The organism is Bacillus cytotoxicus NVH 391-98 (genome assembly GCF_000017425.1).
GTDB classification, from domain to species: Bacteria; Bacillota; Bacilli; order Bacillales; family Bacillaceae_G; genus Bacillus_A; species Bacillus_A cytotoxicus.
The window spans coordinates 1,106,398-1,129,779 of sequence record NC_009674.1; the positions used below are offsets into that span (position 1 = coordinate 1,106,398).

General features: G+C 35.2%; 22 protein-coding genes, 1 tRNA gene and 3 pseudogenes. 17 read left to right on the top strand and 9 right to left on the bottom strand.

Annotated features, from left to right (window positions below; translation table 11 throughout):
• Positions 1-340: 340 nt before the first annotated feature.
• Positions 341-994, top strand: a complete 654-nt coding sequence (locus tag BCER98_RS05395) for a hypothetical protein (protein ID WP_011984070.1) — start codon at positions 341-343, stop codon at positions 992-994.
• A 197-nt stretch (positions 995-1,191) separates the two neighbouring features.
• On the top strand, positions 1,192-1,467 hold the full coding sequence (locus tag BCER98_RS05400; protein ID WP_011984071.1) for a hypothetical protein: 276 nt from the start codon (positions 1,192-1,194) through the stop codon (positions 1,465-1,467).
• 192 nt (positions 1,468-1,659) lie between these two features.
• On the opposite strand, the gene BCER98_RS23340 is transcribed toward BCER98_RS05400, so the two are convergent.
• Both BCER98_RS23340 and BCER98_RS05405 read right to left on the bottom strand, forming a co-directional pair.
• Positions 1,660-1,788, bottom strand: coding sequence for a hypothetical protein (locus tag BCER98_RS23340; protein ID WP_256941452.1), 129 nt, complete (start codon positions 1,786-1,788; stop codon positions 1,660-1,662).
• On the bottom strand, positions 1,785-2,879 hold the full coding sequence (locus BCER98_RS05405; protein ID WP_011984072.1) for a Rap family tetratricopeptide repeat protein: 1,095 nt from the start codon (positions 2,877-2,879) through the stop codon (positions 1,785-1,787). The genes BCER98_RS23340 and BCER98_RS05405 overlap by 4 nt, the downstream gene beginning before the upstream one ends.
• A 207-nt stretch (positions 2,880-3,086) precedes the next feature.
• Between BCER98_RS05405 and BCER98_RS05410 the strand changes: the two are divergent.
• Positions 3,087-3,512, top strand: a pseudogene (locus tag BCER98_RS05410) (site-specific integrase); the annotation flags it as partial.
• Positions 3,513-4,029: 517 nt separating this feature from the next.
• On the opposite strand, the gene BCER98_RS05415 reads toward BCER98_RS05410, so the two are convergent.
• From BCER98_RS05415 to BCER98_RS05430, 5 genes and pseudogenes are all read right to left on the bottom strand, one after another.
• Positions 4,030-4,734, bottom strand: a complete 705-nt coding sequence (locus BCER98_RS05415) for a hypothetical protein (protein ID WP_011984074.1) — start codon at positions 4,732-4,734, stop codon at positions 4,030-4,032.
• Positions 4,735-5,145: 411 nt separating this feature from the next.
• Positions 5,146-5,292 (bottom strand): annotated as a pseudogene (locus BCER98_RS20720) (transposase); the annotation flags it as partial.
• A gap of 6 nt (positions 5,293-5,298) precedes the next feature.
• Positions 5,299-5,598 (bottom strand): hypothetical protein, encoded by a 300-nt coding sequence (locus tag BCER98_RS05420; RefSeq protein ID WP_011984075.1) that lies wholly within the window; start codon positions 5,596-5,598, stop codon positions 5,299-5,301.
• 45 nt (positions 5,599-5,643) lie between these two features.
• Positions 5,644-5,877: a TIGR04197 family type VII secretion effector gene (locus tag BCER98_RS05425; protein ID WP_011984076.1), complete on the bottom strand. Its 234-nt coding sequence runs from the start codon at positions 5,875-5,877 to the stop codon at positions 5,644-5,646.
• 585 nt (positions 5,878-6,462) lie between these two features.
• Positions 6,463-6,535: transfer RNA gene (locus BCER98_RS05430), tRNA-Val, on the bottom strand.
• Positions 6,536-6,750: 215 nt separating this feature from the next.
• Between BCER98_RS05430 and BCER98_RS05435 the strand changes: the two are divergent.
• The 6 genes and pseudogenes from BCER98_RS05435 to calY all read left to right on the top strand — a co-directional run bounded on the left by BCER98_RS05435 (position 6,751) and on the right by calY (position 11,331).
• Positions 6,751-6,958: pseudogene (locus BCER98_RS05435) on the top strand (hypothetical protein).
• A gap of 157 nt (positions 6,959-7,115) precedes the next feature.
• Positions 7,116-8,387: a D-alanyl-D-alanine carboxypeptidase family protein gene (locus BCER98_RS05440; RefSeq protein ID WP_011984077.1), complete on the top strand. Its 1,272-nt coding sequence runs from the start codon at positions 7,116-7,118 to the stop codon at positions 8,385-8,387.
• Positions 8,388-8,518: 131 nt separating this feature from the next.
• Positions 8,519-9,094, top strand: a complete 576-nt coding sequence (sipW, locus tag BCER98_RS05445) for a signal peptidase I SipW (RefSeq protein ID WP_011984078.1) — start codon at positions 8,519-8,521, stop codon at positions 9,092-9,094.
• A gap of 45 nt (positions 9,095-9,139) precedes the next feature.
• The gene (locus tag BCER98_RS05450; protein WP_011984079.1) at positions 9,140-9,730 is read left to right on the top strand and encodes a TasA family protein; all 591 of its coding nucleotides are present in this window, start codon (positions 9,140-9,142) and stop codon (positions 9,728-9,730) included.
• 90 nt (positions 9,731-9,820) lie between these two features.
• Positions 9,821-10,507 (top strand): DUF4047 domain-containing protein, encoded by a 687-nt coding sequence (locus tag BCER98_RS05455; RefSeq protein ID WP_011984080.1) that lies wholly within the window; start codon positions 9,821-9,823, stop codon positions 10,505-10,507.
• A 230-nt stretch (positions 10,508-10,737) separates the two neighbouring features.
• Positions 10,738-11,331, top strand: coding sequence for a biofilm matrix protein CalY (gene calY / locus BCER98_RS05460; RefSeq protein WP_011984081.1), 594 nt, complete (start codon positions 10,738-10,740; stop codon positions 11,329-11,331).
• A gap of 78 nt (positions 11,332-11,409) precedes the next feature.
• On the opposite strand, the gene BCER98_RS05465 is transcribed toward calY, so the two are convergent.
• Both BCER98_RS05465 and BCER98_RS05470 read right to left on the bottom strand, forming a co-directional pair.
• Positions 11,410-11,733, bottom strand: coding sequence for a helix-turn-helix domain-containing protein (locus tag BCER98_RS05465; RefSeq protein WP_011984082.1), 324 nt, complete (start codon positions 11,731-11,733; stop codon positions 11,410-11,412).
• 77 nt (positions 11,734-11,810) lie between these two features.
• Positions 11,811-11,942, bottom strand: a complete 132-nt coding sequence (locus tag BCER98_RS05470) for an anti-repressor SinI family protein (protein WP_011984083.1) — start codon at positions 11,940-11,942, stop codon at positions 11,811-11,813.
• A 361-nt stretch (positions 11,943-12,303) separates the two neighbouring features.
• On the opposite strand from BCER98_RS05470, the gene BCER98_RS05475 reads away from it, so the two are divergent.
• The 8 genes from BCER98_RS05475 (at position 12,304) to BCER98_RS05510 (ending at position 23,261) form a co-directional block, all read left to right on the top strand.
• Positions 12,304-14,691 carry an immune inhibitor A domain-containing protein gene (locus BCER98_RS05475; protein ID WP_011984084.1) on the top strand — a complete coding sequence of 796 codons (2,388 nt, stop codon included), beginning with the start codon at positions 12,304-12,306 and terminating at the stop codon, positions 14,689-14,691.
• Positions 14,692-14,897: 206 nt separating this feature from the next.
• Positions 14,898-16,262: an aldehyde dehydrogenase gene (locus BCER98_RS05480; RefSeq protein WP_011984085.1), complete on the top strand. Its 1,365-nt coding sequence runs from the start codon at positions 14,898-14,900 to the stop codon at positions 16,260-16,262.
• 222 nt (positions 16,263-16,484) lie between these two features.
• The gene (potA, locus tag BCER98_RS05485) at positions 16,485-17,468 is read left to right on the top strand and encodes a spermidine/putrescine ABC transporter ATP-binding protein PotA (protein WP_011984086.1); all 984 of its coding nucleotides are present in this window, start codon (positions 16,485-16,487) and stop codon (positions 17,466-17,468) included.
• On the top strand, positions 17,465-18,310 hold the full coding sequence (locus BCER98_RS05490) for an ABC transporter permease (protein ID WP_011984087.1): 846 nt from the start codon (positions 17,465-17,467) through the stop codon (positions 18,308-18,310). Before potA ends, BCER98_RS05490 begins: the two co-directional genes overlap by 4 nt.
• A gap of 6 nt (positions 18,311-18,316) precedes the next feature.
• Positions 18,317-19,117, top strand: a complete 801-nt coding sequence (locus tag BCER98_RS05495; RefSeq protein WP_011984088.1) for an ABC transporter permease — start codon at positions 18,317-18,319, stop codon at positions 19,115-19,117.
• A gap of 26 nt (positions 19,118-19,143) precedes the next feature.
• Positions 19,144-20,196 (top strand): polyamine ABC transporter substrate-binding protein, encoded by a 1,053-nt coding sequence (locus tag BCER98_RS05500; protein WP_011984089.1) that lies wholly within the window; start codon positions 19,144-19,146, stop codon positions 20,194-20,196.
• A 60-nt stretch (positions 20,197-20,256) separates the two neighbouring features.
• Positions 20,257-20,904 carry a phosphatase PAP2 family protein gene (locus tag BCER98_RS05505; RefSeq protein ID WP_011984090.1) on the top strand — a complete coding sequence of 216 codons (648 nt, stop codon included), beginning with the start codon at positions 20,257-20,259 and terminating at the stop codon, positions 20,902-20,904.
• Between the two features lie 167 nt (positions 20,905-21,071).
• Positions 21,072-23,261 (top strand): MMPL family transporter, encoded by a 2,190-nt coding sequence (locus tag BCER98_RS05510; RefSeq protein WP_011984091.1) that lies wholly within the window; start codon positions 21,072-21,074, stop codon positions 23,259-23,261.
• Positions 23,262-23,382: the final 121 nt, after the last annotated feature.

Sequence of the window (23,382 nt, forward strand, 5' to 3'; positions counted from 1 at the left end):
GCGATTTTAACACCTCGTGAAGCCTATACACTCATTGAACAAACGATTCGTCGCTTCCGATTTCCTCGTATGGTGCGTTATTTTTGTGAACTCGCGGGCGTGAGTCGTAGTGGATATTACGCTTGGCTTCGCCAAACAGATCAGCATATTTAAAGGTCTTTTTATTAAACTGTCCATTTTATAGGGTACAGTTCACTTATGGGTTAAGCTTCTTAAAGGAAGAGGTGATGCCATCATAACTATAGAGGAAATAGTAGATTCGAAAATCTTACATTTTGCAAGTTATAAGCGTTGTGAAAATATGATATATTAATATAGTAGTTTGATAGGAGGAATAAATGTGAAAATTGTAAAGTCAAAGAAGTTATGGGTAACTTTAGCATTAATCTTTGGATTGGTAATTTCATACTCGATTGGTGCTAGAGGAGCGAAGGTTGCTATCGAGAAAGAAAAAGTTACATACGAAGAGGCAAAAGCAAAAGTAGAAGAAAAGGAGAAAGAATTAAGTTATACGAAAAGCAAGATCAAAGAAGGTATTGATGCAGAGCAAAAGAAGCTTGATGACAAGAAAGCTGAAGTGAAAGAGACTTTGGCTCTAGTAGACAATAAGAATCAATTAGCATCAGAAGTCGATAAACTAGGCAAAGATGTAGAGGCTAAGAAGAGTGAAGTCACTGAATTAGATGTGAATATCCAAGCTAAGAAAAGCGAACTGCAGAAACTTACAGAAGGTGTTAAAGCTAAGCAGGAAGAGCCTAGGGTTTTAGGTGCAGGTGAATATATCGTGGGTAAAGATATACCTTCTGGTCGTTATAAGGCTACGGCAGTAGGGAGAGGAAGCAACTTTATTGTATTTGATGGCAATAGGGGGACAGCAAAAGTAAATACCATTTTAGGAAATAGCTCAGTAGGTCGTGGAGATTATACTTTCTTCACTGGCGATGGTGATATTATTAAGACAGCAGAGCAAGTGAAATTAATTCCAGTAGAATAGTTTTAAAGAAATAATGGAGAGAAGGAGTTAGAAAGCTTTCTAGAGTAATTACAGTACAAGTTAATAGATAAGAGACTCGGCTACAAATACAGTCATGTTTGTGAGTACCACAGGATTCATAAAATTAAAAAATATAAAATCAGACAATTTTAATCATGTATTAAATAATAAGATAGATAACAGGAGCAAATACAATCATGAAAAAATGGATCATTTGGGCAGTAATCTTTTACATACTTTCAGCGGTACTGCTAAATATGGGTATTGATAGAATTGAAGGGTATTATATGGCTAGTGAATACAGTGATTTAAATAAACACGCTTATGTAGGCGGAGACGCATACAACTACATTATTAACTCTAATCTGCTTACAGCGTACTTTGTACTTAGCGCAGCATTCTTTATCGGAGGGACTCTCTTCATCGTTACTGGAGCGATTATCAAAGCTCTCAAGGAAAAGCAAATAGGATAAGTGGTTGAACTGCCAATAACACTATATAATTAAAACAAAAACCAATACGCATTTTATTGGAATATTAAGAATGAAAAAGGAGTTCGTTATCTATATAACAGACTCCTTTTTATTATGAGTGGACTTTTTCAGTGGCCACCATAATTGCCACTTTCTTTTTGTGTTATAGTTTGTAAAATAATAAACAACGAATTAACCAGTATGTCCATGTGTGTATGCAATGATTTCAACGGTTTGTTGAACATCTAATGAAGAAGATGCTCCGAAAGTTAAAGTTAAAACTGTCAAAACTCCAAGTAAACTTAATACTGTTTTTTTCATTTTAATGCTCCTTTTTTAAAATTTTTATCTTTAGCTTTGCTGACTGTATAAAAATATTTGCTTGCTTTTGAGTAATTGTCTTCTTGATAGAATTTTAATGCTAACTTTTCAGCATATTCTTCCACATACTCATATAATTCTTCTTTTTCGAAATAGGATAATCCTTCTACAACAATTTTTTCTAAATCTTCTGTAGAGGCATTATCGTTCAGTAGTTTTAAAATTGTAAAATGATGTATATAGCCCTTATTACATAAATTATTACAAATATTTAATCCCTTTTCAATTAAATTTGAAGCAATATTTGTTTCCCCTAGTTTGAAATGCTCTCTAGCTTGAATGAAAATGGCCTTGTAATCAGTTGTTAACTTTTGATTGACTTCAGATAGATAGCGGATAGCTAGACTAGAAAGATTTTGGTTTGCATACATTAAACCGAGATTGTGACGCACAATTAAAATATAAGAGTCTTGCTTTTCTTTTTGGAATGTATCTATTGCAGAAAGAAAATGTTCCTCTGCTAATTCATACTCTTTTAAATGGGTACATGCTAGTCCATATAGATTATTACAAAAAGCAACTTTCAATTCATATCCTTTATGCCTAGAGAACACTTCTTTAGCTTTCGTTAAATAATTAATCGTAAGAAGATACTTTTGAGTGTGACAATAGAAAATAGCTAATTCATAATAGAATTCAGCTTTTTCAATTTCATCTGGTATATGTTTTAAAAGTTCTTCAGCTTTTTCGTAGTGCATTTTAGCAATAGTGTGACTGCCAGTTATATTTGAATGAATTGCCTTAAAAAAGTGGTAATAATATGCTAAGAAGTTATCTGCCGGTATTGCAAAAGAATCATTTTGTTTAAAGCTATCTTTAGAGATGCTTAAGCTATCGACCAAATATTGATATCTAAAATTAAGAAGAGAATAGTATATGAATAGGTTTTGGTCTTCCTCAATAGTTTGGATGTTAGTATTAATCTCTTCTTTTAATTTGTGTGCATTCTCTATTCGTCTAGCACGAATCTCTACATACCAATCATTTAATAACTGTGTGATTTGTTCATTCCCCTTTAATGAAGCGTTCATAGTATCCTCCCCATCCCTAATATATGTAATTTTTAATAATTGTATAACATAATCTGGATAAAGAAGAGGGTATCGGAATATTTATCAAAAATATTATAAATATTCTCGCAATTTATACAGGCACTCTAGACTCAAAGGAGAGGGAGGAATAAATGGCGAATCATTTGGCTCTTGTAACTGGGGGGTGCTCAGTTGAATTGCTAGGGCTATGATGGAAAGACGTTCTTACTTGGAGGAAAGACGAAATCAAGTTTAAGAAAGATACTATTGCCTGCATCAACAGTAGTAAAGCTAAAGAAACATAGAGCAGTCGTATTGAAAGAGAAGCTGACTCAAGGTGAGGAATACCAAGACAATGACTTGGTAATGTGTACTCCTTCTGGAACACCAATTAACCCTGCTAATTTAAGGAGAAGTTTAAACGCTTTGATTAAGAAAGCAGCTGTTCCAAAGATTCGCTTTCATGATTTACGTCATACCCATGCGACTTTACTATTAGCTAAAGGTGTGAATGTGAAGGTAATTTCCGAGCGTTTAGGACACAGTAATATCAAAATCACATTAGACACTTATTCGCATGTACTGCCAACGATGCAAGAAGATGTAGTTAATAAAATAGAAGAGATTTTGTAGGTAATGTGACCAAACTTGTGATCACGACTCCTTTTGAATACAAGTTTACAAAAGAAAAAAACGCATCAAACGTTGATTTGACACGGTTTCTATCAGTATGTCAGAGGCTCGAATTCACGACTTCCACCCTGTCAAGATAAAAAACCTATATTTTACGTTTCGGGAACATCGAGTAGAAACGTAGTTGTATCAAGGGCCTATAGAGTATTCTACATTTTTTTATGCAAATCCTGTAACATAGGAAAATGAAATTTCTTGACCAGAATCTTGATCAGATTTTTGTTGTGAATAAAAAATAGCTTAAGAATTATTTTTTTAGTCTACTACAGGAATATGAAAATTAATAGATTAAATATTTTATGTATTTGCGAATCTTTATTTGTTAGAGAGTTTAATCTCTTTTTAAAAGCTAAGGGTAAATGTGAAGTATACAAAATGTGCTCAATCCGTATAGTCATGTTTTATTACCAATATAAAGAGCAATGGATTAAGAATAAGTGAAAATTGTAAATGTTATTTAAACTGAATTGGAGTCATCTTTTTCTTCTGTTGAAATAGAAGGTTCTCTTAATTTATTTAAAGTTTTTTCGAATTTCTTAAAGTCTTTATGAAGATAATTAGGTTTACGAATTTTTTGATCAAAGAAATTTTCATTTTCTAATATGATTTTTTCTTGTTCAAAATGAACAAGTTCTTTTCTAATAGTAACAAATTGATTATAAGCATTCATTAACCAAGCAAAATAAACTAATATAATCACTAAAACTGTTATGCTAAAGGAGTTTAAGTTGATAAAAGTTCCTTTTTCAAACAAATTGCCTATAAAGAGAATGAGAATGGGGATTGGAGAAAATGACTTTAATATATCCACCTTCAATTTCAAAGAATCTATTTGGCCATTTAAATTTGCGATACACCATTCAATATGAGCTTGTGGATTTTTATATTTATTTTTGTTATTCTCGAAAAAATCAAGCAGTCTATGAAACTTATAACGCTTATTGAAATTTCTAGCTATGATAAATATAAAAATGATAGTTAGAGCTTCTGAAGGAATTGGTTTTAGAATAGAGGATATCGATGAAAACAGATTGATAGAATATATGTCTTTAATAACGTTATATACAATTAAAGTGATTAACCCTAACATGAAAGCTTCAATCAGCATTCTTTCTAAAATTACTCGGATTGTAATCCATTTGTATTTGGTTCCTTTATCCAATTAAATCCCCTCTTTTATTCATCTTAAATATGTTCTAGATTACACGTAAATATATGTTAATATACGGCTTTATTGTAACATAATAGGAGAGTACGCTACAACAATGTATGAAGCAGGCATGCAGGATATATTGACTCAGGTTGCTGAACAAATTTTTGATAGATAAAAATTCGCTGAGTTTAAGTTTGCATTAGAATATGAAAGTACATTAAATGAGATTATGAACAATACGAAATTAAACGTGATGAACTTAATGATGCGATAAATTATTATTGTGCTTTATCTTCACGGGAGTATTTTATTCATGGTTTTGTACAAGGCTATTTCTATTTAAAACGATATATGGAACATAAATAATTAGTTTTGTTATTTTTTTTTGATTTTCTACCTCAAACAAGCTGTTTTTTTCGCCTGTTTGAGGAGGTTGTGGGCTATGGCAATCAGCCCAAATTCAATCGTTACTTTTGCCAATCCTCGTAACGGGAATCGCCGGAACGACCGATTGCCCTTGATATGACCGAACGCACTTTTACTTCTATCTTTCGCTTGGCTGTAGATTTTTTATTAAGTGCTTTTTAATGCTTGTTTTATCATTTTAACTGTTTGTTCAAGCCATTTTAATGGTGTCATTTCTAACCCGTCAAAATATATTCCATCTGTAACATACTGTATGTATTCATTTTTTTCTGTATTACTATAATCGCTTTGAATAAATTCAGTTAGAAAAATAATAGCGTCTTGTAAATATTCCGTATTTTCTTCTTCAAGTAACTTTTGAAGTGCTTCTTCGTAAAATGTATCTTGATGAAATGTTGTTGCTAAGAACTGATAAACCGGATCTTCTGGATTTTTTTTAAATCGCATATATTTCTTTCCTCCCGCCGTTTTACCTTTACGTAGGTTGTCACATTAGCGAAAAGTATTGTGAAGTTCATGATCCATTCTCTCGAACTCTTGGGCTACCGAATGAATATTATTCACCGCTTGTTGGTTCGCCTCTTGTGCTTTGGAATTAACAGATAGTGTTGTACGCGTCGCCTTTTTTATAGAATGATTTGTTGCATTTTGAATGGTATCCCCAGCATTCCCCATTTGAGTAGCAATTTGTTTTGCCGTTTGAAAATTACTTTGAAATTGTCCCATCGTATACCCCTTTCTATATTTCTCTAAATATATCGGGAAGAGTGCAGCAGAAGTATACCAACTCCTTATTGCCTTTCTAAAAACATATTCCAAGTTTAATTATAACAATAATTGGCTATATTTTCCTAGGAGCATTCTGTTTCAAAAAGGTATCATTCAGACCATATATCTCTTCGTCGATGAATTACCTTTCAGAAATCATTATTGGTGTACACTTTTCCTTATCCTACTATTTTAGGGCAGTAAGACTCCCACCTCAAGATTCAGAGAGAAGCAAGGAAGATAGGTGGGAGTCTTACTGCCCGTAACAGTCCGATTGGTGAGGGCTCATAATCAGTGGGGGATGAAGAAAATCCCCACTGATTAAAGTTTCACTTTATCCGTGCTTTCTTTGTGAATAGCTTCAGACGTTTCCCTCTTAAACGATTAGAAGACAAACAAAAACCCCCCTTTTCTGTTTTGTAACGAAATAGGAGGTTTCCATACCGACATACAGTTTGGCGGTGTACCGCAATCCTGTCGGCTAAATCATCGCATAAAAATAGCACTCTACCCGTTGATAGAACACCATTTTACTGTGTTTTATGACCCCGGAGAGGCTCGAACTCACGACCTCCACCCTGTCAAGGTGGCGCTCTCCCTGCTGAGCTACGGGATCATGGATATGTAGTAGAATGTATGATTCATTGTAATAGAATTTTGGTGTGAAATCAATATATAAGTGTGAAATTTTAGAATTTTTCACTTTTTTGTTTGGATGACTAATCCTTTTACAAATGGAGTGAAAATACGATGTAACAGAATGAGCTGTGGATGCTGTAAAATTTTTGTGGGGAAAAGCGGCGCGATCCGTATGGTTAAAAATCTTTTCAGATGCGAGCGCCTAGAAATAGAACGTTTTCGATTTATGGTGCGATTTTAGATGTGGATGTGACGCATGATGAGTTTTTGGAGGAGTTAGTGAACTAGGTTGGTTCGAAGGGGATGGTCATTTATGGGAATGACCGATGAGGTTACGGAAGAGGAAGCTAGGAATCGGTTCATAGATTTGTTGCATGATAAGAAGGATCAGAATGAGTAAATCCTGCTTTTTTGTTTTGGATTGTTCATAAATAGTTCGTTCACTTTATTGTAAAAGTGTGATATAGTGAAGAATGATGGTTGTTTTCCAGTTTGTTTCCAATTCAAAGGTGGGTTAGTGATTTTTATATATAAGTTACGAAAAAAGGGAGATTTATATGGATAAATGTAAGAAAATTATGTTTTTTGTTTTGGTGATATGTTTGTTCTTTGTTACCCCGTTACCATTACATGCAGAGACGGGAATGGAGCCAGCACCAGCACCTGGACAAGGTCCAAATGTGTTTGGAAAGTTTGCTGTTTCGATTGATGCGAAGACGGGGGATGTGCTATATGATAAGAATGCACATGAACATGCGTTTCCGGCTAGTATGACAAAGGTATTAACGGCTATTTTACTTATGGAGCATACGAAGCCTGAAGAGCAATTTACACTTTCACAAGCGGCATTAGACCAGGAGAAGAGTAATTATCAACTGGAGTTTCAAGCTGGAGAGACGGTAGATCGGAATACGGCGCTAATGATTTTAATGGTGCTGAGTGCGAATGATGTCGCGTATGCGATAGGGGAGCATATTGGAGGAAGTATAGAAAACTTTGCGCATATGATGAATGAGAAGGCAAAGCAGCTTGGCGCGACGGATAGTCATTTTGTTACACCGAATGGTTTGCACGATCCAAATCATTATACGACCGCATACGACATGGCAATGATTACGAGAGGTGTACAAAAGTATCCTGAAATTTTACAGGCGATGAATACAAAGCGTACGACGGTTACAACTTCTAGACAAACGGTTTCTATTTTTAATAAAGCAAATTATTTTGAGAATCCGTATAGTATTGGTGGAAAGACAGGTTTTACAAATGAAGCACGTAACACGCTTGTTTTATTAAATGAGAAAGATGGAAATCGAATTATTAATGTTGTGATGGCTTCGCAAAAGCCGGAAATCTATGAAGATATGAAGCAGATGGCTGAATATGCATTTCCGCAGTTTACGAAACAGCTCGTACTCGATAAGAATTATTGGCATGAAAGAGCAACGTATTTAGATAGAGATATAGATTGTGAATTAGAGAAAAGTGCAGAACTGATGCTGAAAAAAGGGGAAGGAAAAAATGTAAAAACAGTTTTTCGAAAAGCTCCTGTAGATACAGATTCTTTATATGAAAGAGGAATTCATCGCGGTGAGGTAGTGGGAACTGTAGATATAACAAAGAATAATGAAACGATTGCAAGCATTCATGTTCTTTCAAAAGAAGATGTGCAGTTTGCGGCAGCGAAGGAGAAGATAGAAAAAACGGGACAAACGTATTCTTTTGAAGGGATTGCAGCTTGTGTTGGAATTGGTATGATTATACTTTTATTACTTGGTATATATATTACGAGAAAATCGAAAAAGAATGCGGTTTCAGAAGAAAAATAGGCAATGATGAATTGCCTATTTTTTATTGCGTTTTCGAGTTGTTCATTATAGTATTAAATTGAGTTCTTTTTAAAGAACAAGATAAAGTATTCTATTTTTTTACATATATATGAAAAAGAGGAGGGAGACCGATGAAATTTGTTTGGAAGATAATGAGTAATGTGATTTCGTTTGTTTTATTCGCATTAATGGTTTTTTTAGCTTTTGTTGTGATTTCTTCTAAGGCAAGTGGCGGGGAGCCAACTATTATGGGATATCAATTTAAAACGGTACTATCTGGTTCGATGGAGCCGACGTTTTTAACGGGTTCTGTAATTGCGATTGAACCAACGAAAGATGGTTCTAAGTATCAAAAGGGAGATGTTATTACATTTAAGGAAAGTGATACGAAAATTGTTACGCACCGTATTATTGATGTGCAAAATGCGAATGGAAAAGTGATGTATGTAACAAAAGGTGATAATAACAACGGACCAGATATGAAGCCTGTATTAGCGGAAAATGTGATAGGGAAGTATGAAGATATTACAGTTCCGTATGTTGGTTATTTGTTAAATTATGCAAATTCAAAGGCAGGAGCAGCTCTTCTATTAATTATTCCAGGACTTTTCTTACTTGGGTATTCGGTATTCTCTATTTCGAGTGCAATTCGTAGCATTGATAAAGAGAAGAAAAATAAGTCAGCAGATGTAGGACAATCTGTATAAAGATACGGGGATAGAAAGTCTTTACGACACTTAGGGGATATGGATATGACCATAAAGAAAAAATTAGGACTAGGGATTGGATCGGCACTGATGGGAGCAGCGTTAATTGGGAGCGGAACCGTTGCGTATTTTAGCGATCAGGAAGTTACGAACAATACGGTTGCGGCAGGCACGTTAGATTTAACAGTAAAGCCGGCTACGGAGATTATTCAAGTAGGAAATATAAAACCCGGGGATACGATTATACGTGATTTTGAATTGGTGAATAGCGGCACACTCAATATTGAGAAAGTTTTCTTATACTCCGAATATATAGTGAAAGATACAAAAGGTGATAATACAGAGGATTTTGGAGATCACATAAAAGTTACAATCTTAAAGAATACAGATAAGGGCCATAACATGATAAAGGAAAAGAAATTATCTGAATTAGTAGGAAAGCCATCCATACCAGTAAATAATGATTCACTTGCGGAAGCATTGGATGAAAAAGGGATTAGGGCTGGGCATAAAGATTCCTTTAAAGTGCGCTTTGAATTTGTTGATAATGGGGAAAATCAAAATCAATTTCAGGGCGATACAATCGAATTGAAGTGGACATTTGATGCGCAGCAAGGAAATGGGGAGGAAAAGTGAAGAAAGGGCTATCAAATTGATAGCTTTTTTCGTTAAAGGTATTTGTTTTTATTTTGAAAGAATGGATAGATGTAAATAGGAGAGGGTAGAATGCCTAAAGCGTTAAAAAGAATAAAAATGATGCTTGTTTTCCCATGTATGTGTTCTGTAGCTTTTTATATGGGAGCTCAAATTGTCACTCATACAGAAGCAGCTTTTGTAACAGAGCAAAAAGTGCAAGGTTCGATCGCTGCAGCTCCTGTGTTTCCGAAAACCATATACACGTTGAAACAAACTGCAAAGCAGCACGAGAAAGTAATTTTACAAGTATATGAAAACATGAAAAAAGAAGTAGAAGAAGAAGCATCTATAGAAGTACTTGAAAACAGACTTGTTTCATGGAAAGAGCAACGTGAAAAAGTTGCTTTCGAGCGCGAGTTATTACAGAAAATATATATAGAAATGGAAGGGTATTATCATCAATTACAAGAAAGCCATTCACAGGAGCAACTTCAATCTGTCAAAGAGAATTTAAATGTTATCAATATGATTTGTAAGAATGTTGATAAAGCTGCAGGAATTCAAAAAATTGATGAAGAAATTCGAACGCTTCAAAAGCAAGTCGATGCGGAAAAAGGGAAAAAATTGCATGAACAAGCAAATGTATTAGAAAAACAAGAAGCCGAGCATGTAACGGCTACGGAGTCAACAGCGACAGAACAGCCGTCTCATCATAAAGAAGAACAACCATCTGAACAAGATGTTGACTCTCATTTAAAAGAAGCAACAAGCAAATAGAGTGTTTCTATTGAATCGCTGTATTTTTGTCTACATATGAAAATAAAAAATTTAAATGAAAAGATTGCGTTTAAATAAAATGTTCTTTATAATGAACGTGAAACAACTTTTTAAAGAACAGATATTAGAGATAGTTTGAGTGGAGGAGCGAGGTAGAAAGACTATGGCTTTATCCGATATCTCTGAATGATGGAAAGGGATAATAAAAAAAATCTAGGAGGAATGGAAAAGTGAGTTTAAAGAAAAAGTTAGGCATGGGAGTTGCGTCAGCGGCATTAGGGATTGCTTTAATTGGCGGAGGAACGTTTGCATTTTTTAGCGATAAAGAAGTATCGAACAATACATTCGCTGCAGGTACTTTAGATCTTACTTTGGATCCTAAGACGATTGTAGACATTAAAGATTTGAAGCCAGGAGATTCTGTTAAGAAAGAGTTCTTATTAAAGAACAGTGGTTCTATCGCGATTAAAGATGTGAAATTAGCAACGAAATACTCAACTGTAGATGCGAAGGGTGATAACGCAGGGGAAGACTTTGCGAGTCATATTAATGTGAAATTTATTTGGAACTGGGATAAACAAAGCGAACCAGTTTATGAAACAACTTTAGCAGATTTACAAAAAGCGGATCCTGATTTATTAGCGAAGGATATCTTTGCTCCAGAGTGGGGGGAAGAAGGAGGACTACAACCAAACACAGAGGACTACCTATGGGTAGAATTTGAATTTAAAGATAATGGACAAGATCAAAATAAATTCCAAGGCGATACATTAAACTTAGAATGGACATTTAATGCAAGTCAAGCTGATGGAGAAGAAAGATAAATACAGAAAAAAAGCGGGAGTTTCCCGCTTTTTTGATAGAGAAAGGAGGATCTTCATATATCCTCCTTTTCATGTACATTATTTTTGATTTTGTTTCCATTTACTAAACTCAATGAATTCACGGAATTGTTCTTTTGAGACACCAGAGTTCATTGCTTCTTTAACAAGGTGTGTCCATTCAGAGTCTAATTGATTTTCTAACGGTGTTGTGTCATGAAGAAGTGTGTCAATTGGTATTTGCAGAACGGCTGCGATTTTTTCTAAAAATTGAATGGACGGATTTTGTTGTAAATTACGTTCAATGGAGCTAATGTAGGACTTTGCAACACCGGCCTTTTCAGCAAGTTCTGTTAAAGAAATCCCTCTTTGTAAGCGAAGGCGTTTTATACGTTCTCCAATCATATTTGCGCACCTTTCTGTAAATGTATATCCACTTATGATGTTATTATAGCATAAATTTCTCTAAAAAGAACAATGCCTTAGGCTTGCGTGGATTGCTTCATATTTTGGAAGAAATGTTCAATGTCTTGAATTGCAATTCCTGCATCAAGCGCCTCAAGTATTAAATCAATCCATTCCTGATCTAACGAGTCTGTCTTATCTTTGTACAAATTTATTCCTCCCTAATTGTCGGTCATAAGCAATATTACAAAATACTCGATATTTTAACATTTTTATGATAAAAATAATAATTTCTTTAAAAAATTTGTATATGTATCGTCGTATTTTGTAGATAAAAAACAAAGATAAAATCCCCATCGAGTTCTCTCATCAAAAATTATAAAAGGTTTGTCGTGATTTATCAATATTTTCAGAAAAAATGATAAATCATAATATACTTCTATAACAAATACATAATTTTTACAAAAACATTAAAAAAATTACATAATATTACTAAATATTGAAAATTAATTGAAAATTTAATAAAATTTATGTTGAAATATATATTTTATTAGGGGAGGAAAACTGGGGATGAAAAAGAAACCATTTAAAGTGCTATCAGCACTTGCGGTAGCGGCTGTTCTTGGAGGCGCATTTAGCTTTGGAAGTCCGGCTGTTCAGGCAGAAACATCTGCAAAGGCAACAGCGACGAGTCCAATTGATGATCATTTGATTCCAGAAGAGCGCTTAGCAAATGCACTTAAGAAGCGCGGGGTGATTAACGAAAAGGCGTCCGATGAAGAGACAAAGAAAGCGGTCGAGAAGTATGTCGAGAAAAAGAAAGGTGATAAGCCTGGGAAAGATGAGATGGTTGGGGATCAAGTAACGAAAGAGGCATCTGAATTTCTGAAGAAGGTGAAAGATGCAAAAACAGATACAAAAGAGAAAGGAAAAGAACCAGCAAGTGGACAGACAGAGGGAACTGTTCCAGCAAAGAGCGCTTTAAATGGTAAAGTACCAACAACTCCTGCAAAAGCAAAAAAGTATAACGGAGAGGTTCGTAAAGATAAAGTACTTGTGTTGCTTGTTGAATATGATGATTTCAAGCATAACAATATCGAACAAGAACCTGGGTATATGTATTCTGATGATTTTAATCAGGAACATTATGAAAAAATGTTATTCGGTGATGAACCATTTACGCTACATGATGGAAGTAAAATTGAAACATTTAAGCAGTATTATGAAGAACAATCTGGCGGTAGCTATACAGTAGATGGTACAGTGTCAAAGTGGTTAACCGTTCCAGGCAAAGCAGCTGATTATGGTGCGGATGCTGGAGAAGGGCATGATAATAAAGGACCATTAGGACCGCGTGATTTAATAAAAGATGCATTAAAAGCAGCAGTAGAGAGTGGAATCGATTTATCGGAGTTCGATCAATTTGATCAATATGATATAGATGGTGACGGAAATAAAAATGAACCAGATGGCTTAGTTGATCATTTAATGGTTATTCACGCTGGTGTTGGACAAGAAGCTGGTGGTGGTAAATTAGGTGATGATGCAATTTGGTCACATCGCTGGACAATTGGTCAAAAACCATTTCCAATTGATGGGACAACAGCGAAAGTTCCATATTGGGACGGGAAAATGGCTGCATTCGATTACACAATTGAGCCAGAGGATGGCGCAGTTGGTGTCTTCGCACATGAATATGGTCATGATTTAGGGCTTCCAGATGAGTATGATACAAAATATTCTGGCGGCGGTGAACCAGTTCAATCATGGTCTATTATGAGCGGGGGTAGTTGGGCAGGTAAAATTGCTGGAACGACGCCAACAAGTTTCTCTCCGCAAAATAAAGAGTTTTTCCAAAAAACAATGGGGGGGAATTGGGCAAATATTGTAGAAATAGATTATGAGAAATTAAATCGAGGCATTGGTTATGCAACATATTTAGATCAAAGTGTTACAAAATCAAATCGACCAGGCTTAATTCGTGTCAACTTACCGGACAAGGATGTAAAAGGAATTGAGCCTGCCTTTGGACAGAAGTACTACTATAGTACAAAAGGTGACGATCTTCACACGACTTTAGAAACACCTTTATTTGATTTAACAAGTGCAACGAATGCAACATTTGATTTTAAATCACTGTATGAAATTGAAACAGGGTATGATTTCTTAGAAGTACATGCGGTAACAGAAGATGGTACAAAAACATTAATTGATACAATTGGTAATAAAGATGTAAAAGATGGGGCAGATACAACTTTAGGAGAATGGGTGGACAAGTCTTATGATTTAAGCCAGTTCAAAGGTAAAAAAGTGAAGCTTGTCTTTGAATATGTAACAGACGGCGGTCTTGCATTAAATGGCTTTACGCTTGATAATGCATCATTAACAGTAGACGGTAACGTTGTATTTTCTGATGATGCAGAAGGAGAGACGCAGTTTAAATTAAATGGTTTTGTCGTTTCAAATGGAATTGAGAAGAAGAGCCATAACTATTATGTAGAGTGGAGAAATTATGCAGGTGCCGACGAAGCCTTAAAATATGCTCGTGGTCCGGTATATAACACAGGTATGGTTGTCTGGTATGCGGATGCAAGCTATACAGATAACTGGGTTGGGGTTCATCCGGGACATGGTTTCCTTGGAGTAGTTGATTCCCATCCTGAAGCCATTGCAGGCACTTTAAATGGTAAGCCAACATTTAAAGATAGCACACGTTATCAAATTGCAGATGCAGCATTCTCTTTCGATCAAACACCAGCTTGGAAAGTTGTATCACCAACTCGTGGAACGTTTGAATATAACGGGTTACCTGGCGTTGCGAAATTTGATGATTCAAAAGTTTACATCAATAATCAAATTCCAGATGCAGGGCGCATTTTACCGAAGCTTGGTTTGAAATTTGAAGTAGTTGGTCAAGCTGATGATAAATCAGCAGGTGCAGTTCGTTTATATCGATAATAGGAAAAAGCTGTTGAAAGATTGCCTTTCAACAGCTTTTTTTATAGACAAAGAGTTATACAGACGCAGAAAACTTAGATATAATGAAACTCTACAAATAGTTATTTTTTAATAAGTAGAGAGTTCATAATCGGTAGAGGCTTCGCTGTAAATGAGAAGTCTTTCGATTTATAAATAAAAGAATCGGATAGAAAGTAGGTGAAAGGATGGATATTCCTTCTATTGTCAAGATGCAAAAAGAATATTTTTATAGCGGTTATACGAGAGAAATCGCGATAAGAAAATTACATTTACATACATTATATGAAGGGATTAAGCGGTTTGAGTCTGATATTTTTCGGGCGCTTCAGTTAGATTTAAATAAATCCCATCATGAATCATTTACAACAGAAATTGGCTATGTACTAAAGGAAATTTCTTTTCAAATGAAGCACCTTTCTTCATGGAGTAAGCCGAGACGTGTTCGAACGGCTTTGACGCATTTTGGATCGAAAGGGAAAATAGTTCCAGAACCATACGGTGTTACGCTTATTATGGCCCCTTGGAATTATCCATTCCAATTGGCAATCGCTCCCCTTGTAGGGGCGTTAGCGGCGGGTAACACGGTTGTTTTAAAGCCGTCTGAGTTAACACCAAATGTATCAAAACTATTAGCTCATATGATGCAAGAATTGTTTCCAAAAGAACTTGTTACTGTAATAGAAGGTGGAATCCAGGAAAGTACAGCGTTACTTAAGGAACCTTTTGATTATATTTTCTTTACCGGTAGTGTTAGCGTAGGGAAAATTGTGATGGAAGCAGCAGCGAAACAGTTAATACCTCTTACGTTAGAACTTGGCGGGAAAAGTCCATGTATTGTGCATAAAGATGTGAAAATGGATGTAGCGGCAAGACGGATTGTTTGGGGGAAATTTCTAAACGCCGGACAGACATGTGTTGCTCCCGACTATATTTATGTTCATTCATCAGTGAAGAAGGGGCTGATTGAGGCACTTCGTAGTGAGATTGTTAGGCAATATGGAGAACCGTTACAAAATGAAAATTATGTCCGGATTGTTAGCAAGCGTCATTTTGACAGATTATGTGCATTTTTACAGGAGGGGCATGTTGAAGTTGGTGGCAATTATAATGAAGAAACATTGCATATAGAGCCTACCATTTTAACGAATATTACATGGCAAAGTGCAATTATGGAAGATGAGATTTTTGGACCGCTATTACCTATTATAGAATATGAAGAAATAGAAGAGGTCATTGAGACTATTCAACAACAGCCAAAGCCACTTGCTTTATATGTTTTCTCAGAGAATAAACAAATTCAGAAACAAGTTACAACGAATATTTCATATGGTGGCGGTTGTATAAATGATGTCGTATATCATCTTGCAACGCCGTATTTACCTTTTGGAGGAGTTGGTAGTAGCGGATTAGGCAGTTACCATGGTGAACAAAGTTTTCAAACATTTTCTCATTATAAGAGCATTTTATCTCAATCTACAATTTTTGATATGAAAATTCGTTATTCTTCTACAAAAAGTGCTTTAAAATTTATACGAAAGTTGTTAAAATGATGAGGGTGTTTATCAGTAGGCGTAGCCGCATGATAAAAACCCCTTCTTACGGGAAGGGGTTTTTCTGTTCGACTATGTATCATGCGAAAATGAATCAAACATACTACATAAAGAATGCTGGTAAATCATCATTTTTATTTGGATCGAAATAAAAAGTTTGCAAAAGTTAATATTTATTCATGAATATAAAAATGAAAAATTTGAGGTAGATAGGACGGGAAAATGAAAAAGATTATAAAAATTGAAGCGATAGAAAAACATTTTGGAAATCAAGTCATTATTCCACCTCTTTCTTTAGATATTAAAGAAGGGGAATTTTTAACAATTCTTGGACCGAGTGGTTGCGGGAAAACAACGTTACTTCGTATGATTGCAGGTTTTGAAACGCCAACAAAAGGTAACCTTTTACTCGATGAAGAACGGATTAATGAATTACCACCTTATAAGCGTCATATGAATTTAGTATTTCAACATTACGCACTATTTCCACATATGACAGTTGAAAAGAATATTTGTTTCGGTATGAAAATGCAAAAAGTATCAGCAGCGGAACAAAAAGAACGTGCGGAAGAAGCTATGCGTTTAACGCAGTTATTAGAATTCCGTAACCGAAAACCAGCGAAACTTTCTGGCGGACAACAGCAGCGTGTTGCAATTGCGAGAGCGATTGTAAATAACCCGCGTGTACTCTTGCTCGATGAGCCACTTGGCGCACTTGATTTTAAGTTAAGAAAAGATTTGCAGCGCGAGTTAAAAAACTTACAGCGTAATTTAGGAATTACATTTATTTATGTAACTCATGATCAAGAAGAAGCGATGAGCATGAGCGATCGTATTGTCGTGATGAATAAAGGACATATCGAGCAAATTGGAACACCGAAGGAAATTTATAACGCACCAAAAACAATGTTTGTAGCGACGTTTATTGGTGAAAATAATATTATAAAATCCGGGGAAAACTATGTAGCAGTTCGCCCTGAAAATGTAAAAATCCGTTCGGTTGAGCAACCGATTTTAAAAGAATACCATCTTGGGCATATTGAAGATATTGAATTTGTTGGAAATATGGAAAAGCTGTATGTACGTGAGGAAAAAACATCTGAATTATTAATGACATATCAAACTGCAGAAGAAGCGGCGCAGTGGAGTATCGGAGATAATGTATACGTAGGCTGGGAGCAAGAGGATGAGGTGACCTTAAGTTGAAAAAAGGGAAACTACTCGCATTACCTACAGTTGCATGGCTCTTAATTTTCTTTTTATTTCCGCTCTTATTTGTATTAGCATTTGCATTCTTCCAGCGCGGTGCGTACGGCACAGTGGAAATGCAATTTACATTTGATAATATAGTACGCGTCTTTGATTCGCTATATATGAGTACATTATGGGAGACAGTGAAGATTGCTGTTATTACAACGGTGCTTTGCTTACTAATTGGATATCCATTTGCATATACAATCACGATTGTAGATCGTAAATATCGTTCTATTCTTTTATTATTGGCAACAATTCCGTTTTGGATTAACTTCCTTGTCCGTTCATACGCATGGATTGTTATTTTACGTTCACAAGGTCTTGTGAATACAGTATTACTAAAATTAGGCATTATTCATGAACCATTAAATTTATTATATAATACACCATCTGTAATATTAGGTATGGTTTATTCTTTATTACCATTTATGATTTTACCGGTGTATGCAGCGATTGAACAGTTTGATAAACGCAAGTTAGAAGCAGCGTATGACTTAGGCGCAACGCCAATTAAGGCATTTTGGCATGTGACACTTCCAATGACAATGTCAGGAGTTGCAACGGGTTCCATTTTAGTGTTTGTTTCATCTATTGGTATGTTTGTCGTATCGGATGTAATGGGTGGATCGAAAGTAGCATTAATTGGAAACGTAATTCAAAACCAATTTTTAGGTGCACGTGATTGGCCATTTGGTTCTGCATTATCGATTATTGTCGTCCTATTCTCTGTTCTATTAATTTACTTATATTATCGTGCGACGAAAGTATATAAATATGGAAACGGAGGGGAATAGTACGCGATGAAAAAGTTTTTAGTTTCTTACTCTTGGTTAATTTTATTGTTCCTATATTTTCCAATGATGGTTTTAATGGTCTATTCTTTTAATGATTCGCGTATTAATGCAGAATGGCAAGGGTTTACATTCCATTGGTATACAGATTTATTTCAAAAGCAAGACGTTATTGATGCATTGGTAAATAGTATTACAATTGCTCTTATTACAACTTTCGTAACAACTGCTCTCGGTGTATTTTTTGCAGTAGCATTACATCGTTATAAGTATCGTTTTGAAGGAGCGATAAATGGACTTGTATACTTACCCATTTTAATTCCTGATATTTTAATGGGATTATCTCTACTTATTTTATTTAGCCAAATTGGAATGGAGCTTGGACAAGCTACTATTATCATTGCGCATATTACGTTTAGTATTTCATTTGTTGTTGTGATTTTGGCAGCGCGTTTATCTAGTATGGGACATGATTTAGAAGAAGCAGCCAATGATTTAGGAGCAACCCCTTGGCAAACGTTTCGTCATGTAACGCTTCCAAGTATTGCCCCTGGTATTATTTCCGCTGCGTTATTAACATTTACGTTATCAATTGATGACTTTGTCATTAGTTTCTTTGTATCTGGGCCAGGATCAACAACATTGCCACTATATATTTACAGTATGGTCAAACGCGGAGTATCACCTGAAATTAATGCACTTTCAACAATATTAATTGTTGTCATTGTTGGATTAATGATTGCATCAGAAATATTTCGTAATAAAGGAGCGGATGGAGAAGAAAACTCCGGAGGGCATCTTCCTTTATAAAAACAGACAGAGGAGGTCGTGAATCGATGAAATTAATGAAGACGATAGCCGGCGCAGCCATTAGTTTTAGCCTTGTAGCAGGTGTACTTGCAGGATGCGGCGGTGAAAAAAAAGAAGAGCTTAACATTTATAGCTGGGCGGATAACTTTGATGAGCAAGTATTAAGGGATTTTGAGAAAAAATACAATGTCAAGATTAACTATGACAAGTATGCAAGTAACGAAGAAATGTTTGCGAAGTTACAAGCTGGTGGTGCGAAATATGATTTAATTCAGCCATCTGATTACATGGTGAAAACAATGGCCGAAATGGATTTATTAGAGCCATTAAATAAGAAAAACATTCCGAATGTAGAAAATCTTGTTTCTAACTTTAAAACGCCAGCATTTGATCCGGAGAATAAATACTCTCTTGTATACACTTGGGGTGTAACAGGAATTGCTTACAATAAAAAGTATGTAAAAGAAACGCCAACAAGCTGGAATGATTTATGGAATGAGAAGTATAAAGGACGCGTTACTTTATTAAATGATTCTCGTGAAGTATTAGGTATGGCGCTTAAGAAAAATGGATTTTCCAATAGTACAAAAGATGATGCCCAATTAAAAACAGCGGCAACGGACTTACAGAAGTTACTTCCAAACCTACTCGCATTTGACACAGATAACATTAAGCAAAAATTCATTACAGAAGATACATGGATTGGAACAGTATGGTCTGGAGATGCAGCGTTTATTGCAAAAGATAATAAAGATGTAGGGTATGTCGTTCCAAAAGAAGGCGGTACAATTTGGGCGGATACATTAGCAATTCCAAAAGGTGCGAAACATAAAGAACTTGCTGAGAAGTTTATGAACTATTTAATGGATGAAAAAGTAAGTGTGAAAAACTATGAATCCATTGGATATAGTAATCCAAACGAAAAAGCTTGGCCACTTCATAGTAAAGAATACCGCGATAACAAAATGATTTTCTTGTCACAAGATGAGTTAAATCGTACAGAATGGCTTGTTGATGTAGATGATAAATTAAAAGAGTATGATCGTTACTGGACAGAGTTAAAAACAAAAGGAAAATAAAGAATAAAAATGCGGTTTCTATATAGAAATCGCATTTTTTCATAAGTAGGAGGAGAAAGTTTGAAGAAAAAATTGCATCAATATGAATTACTATGTATGGTATTATTTTGTATCATATTTGGCATCGTTGCTTGGAGAGTACAAGCTAATGGCGTAACAATGATGGATACATATGTACAAGAGCTCGTAAAGGGATTACAAACAGATCGTTTGCTTGTATTTTTTTCATACTTTACAAAAATGGGGTCTGCAATTGGGATTACGAGCGTACTTATTTTTAGCTTGCTTATTTTTTGGAAGAAGCGTTATTATGTTGCAATGTTCTTATATCCGTTTGCTATATTAACAACGCATCTTGTGAACAAAGGTATAAAGGAAATTGTGAAAAGGGATCGTCCAAGTTTGAATGAAGCGTTTGATGCACTTGGATATAGTTTTCCAAGTGGACATGCGATGTTGTCCATTATGACGTATGGATTTCTTGCTTATATTATCGCAGCAAACTTGCACAATACAATGAGCAAATATATAAGCATAATCATTGCGGCACTATTTATTATATGGATTGGACTAAGCAGGATTATCTTATTTGTTCATTATCCAACTGATGTTTTAGCAGGGTACGCAGTAGGGGGGATTCTGTTAATTGTTACCATTTATTTTCATCGTCTCATTTCAGAGAGATTTCAAGTGAATCAAGAGCGATAAAACATCTAGAAAACGTTTTTTCTAGATGTTTTTTTAGGAAATAGGAATGTGTTAAAATGGAGATACATGTCTGGATGGAATAAAGTAAAACTCTAATCGGTGGGCTTCATGTCCTTACTGATCGGGTTGTTCGGCTCTAAAATAGCGGGATAAAGTAGGTGAAGGTGATGAAAATAAAAAGAGATCAAGTAGATACATGGGGGAAAATGGGAGCTTTTCTTTTTCAGTTCCGCTATACTGTAATAGCTATATTATGTATGCTAGCTATCATACTAGGTATTTTTGCGCCAAAACTTCCAGAAGTATTGGGCGGTGATGGCTTTCAAACAAAAGGAGACTATCAAAAGACAAAAGCTATTTTGGACAAAGATTTTAAACAATCACAAGACACACTGCTGCTTGTGTTTCAAAAAAATAAAGGGATTTCAAACGACGCTTTTCAAAAAGAAATTGCAGAAATCGTAGCAAAAATTCAGACGAAAGAAACGTATGAGTCGTTTCATCATCCGTTAGAAAATAAGAGTATGTTACAAAATGATCTAGCTTATGCGACAATTTTATTTTCTGGGAAAACTAGTAAAGAACGAAATGAAAAAACATTACAGTTTGCCGAAAAAATAAAAAAAGAAAGCAATCGTATCTTGAAAGTAACTCCAACCGGTTTTCCGAAAATTAATCAAGAAATCAATGAGCGAACGCAGAACGATTTGAAAGTAGCTGAAATGATTGGCTTGCCAATTGCCTTTCTCGTGTTACTTTTTTCGTTTGGTAGCTTGCTTGCGTCCATCTTACCTATTGTAAATGGGGTACTGAGTGTAATTAGTACGATGGGGATTTTATATTTTATCGGTATAGATAAAGAGTTATCAATTTTTGTTTTAAATGTTGCGCCGATGATTGGCCTTGCCTTATCCATTGATTTTGCACTTTTATTTGTCAATCGTTTTCGGGAGGAGTTGGCATATCGCCCCGTTCGAGAGGCAATTTTAGTTACATATCAAACAGCAGGACGAGCGATTGTATTTTCGGGATTGTGCGTATTCGTTGGACTATCAGGTTTATTTTTCTTTGAAATAGACTACATTCAATCAGTTGCAATCAGCGGAATGATTGTTGTTATTATGAGTATTATTTTTTCACTTACGCTTCTGCCAGCACTCTTATCATTAATGGGAAAACGGTTGCTTAATAAGAAGCGAACACCGCCGCATATTTCACGAGTGTGGAGGAAATTTGCGCAGTTTGTTATGAGTCATCCAATTATGATGATCATAATCGTAACAACGTTTATTATCATCTGTCTCTTACCTCTTCGTACAGCGAATCTTCAATTTCCAGGTGTAGAAGCATTGCCGGAAAAAAGTGAGACAAGGATTGCTTATGAAAAGTATGAAGAGACATTCCGTAACATGATGAAAACTCATGCGGATGTTACGGTAGTAATAGAGACAAAGGAAAAGATAACACAGCAAGAAAGCTTGCAGCAACTAGAATCTATTGTACAAAAGTTACAAAAAGATAAGCACGTATACAAAGTGGAGAGTCTTTACGATGAGCTACATGGAATGAATGCAAAACAAGTTGCTGCGTTATTACAAACGCCTGAGGGAGCCAAAATCGCTCCGATATTTGATATTTACACGAAAGAGAATCGAACAACTTTGCAAATTTTCTTACATACAAAGCCGAAGACAGAAGCAGCAAAACAATGGGTGAGAGATTTTAAAACAAATTATAAAGCCGATCATTTAACCTATTATGTAGGTGGAATGACAACGTTTCAACAAGAATTAGAGGATGCAATAAAAGATAAAGTTGTAATTGGGATGTCTGTTATATTTGGATCTACATTTTTAATTTTATTATTTGCTTTTAGATCAATACTCATTCCAATAAAGGCAATTGCCATGAATATATTAAGTCTCAGCGCAACAATTGGTCTTGTTGTTTGGTTATTTGAAGGTGGACACTTTGGATTGGATGAAAGTTCCGTACTATTTGTACTACCTATTTTTATTTTTGGTCTTGTATTTGGTTTAAGTATGGATTATGAGGTATTTCTTATTTCTCGTATTCATGAGCTATACGAGGAGACAGGAGATAATGATGTAGCAACGTTAGAAGGGCTTATATCAACAAGTCGCATCATTACATCGGCAGCCTTAATTATGATTGTAGTGACAGGGGCATTTGCTTTCACCGATATTCTGCCAGTTAAACAGATGGGCCTTGGAGTAGCACTTGCAATTTTCATCGATGCGACAGTTATTCGACTTATGCTTGTTCCAAGTTTAATGAAACTGTTTGGAGATTGGAATTGGTGGCTACCATTTCGAAAGAAAAAAGAAAAAGCATAGGAAAGCACTTATCTTTTTGATAAGTGTTTTTTTATTTATGTGAAATGAAACTTTTTGTTTATGAATAGCATGCCCCTTTTTTTGCAAATAGTATGTGATAAGGACAATATAGATAAGTAGG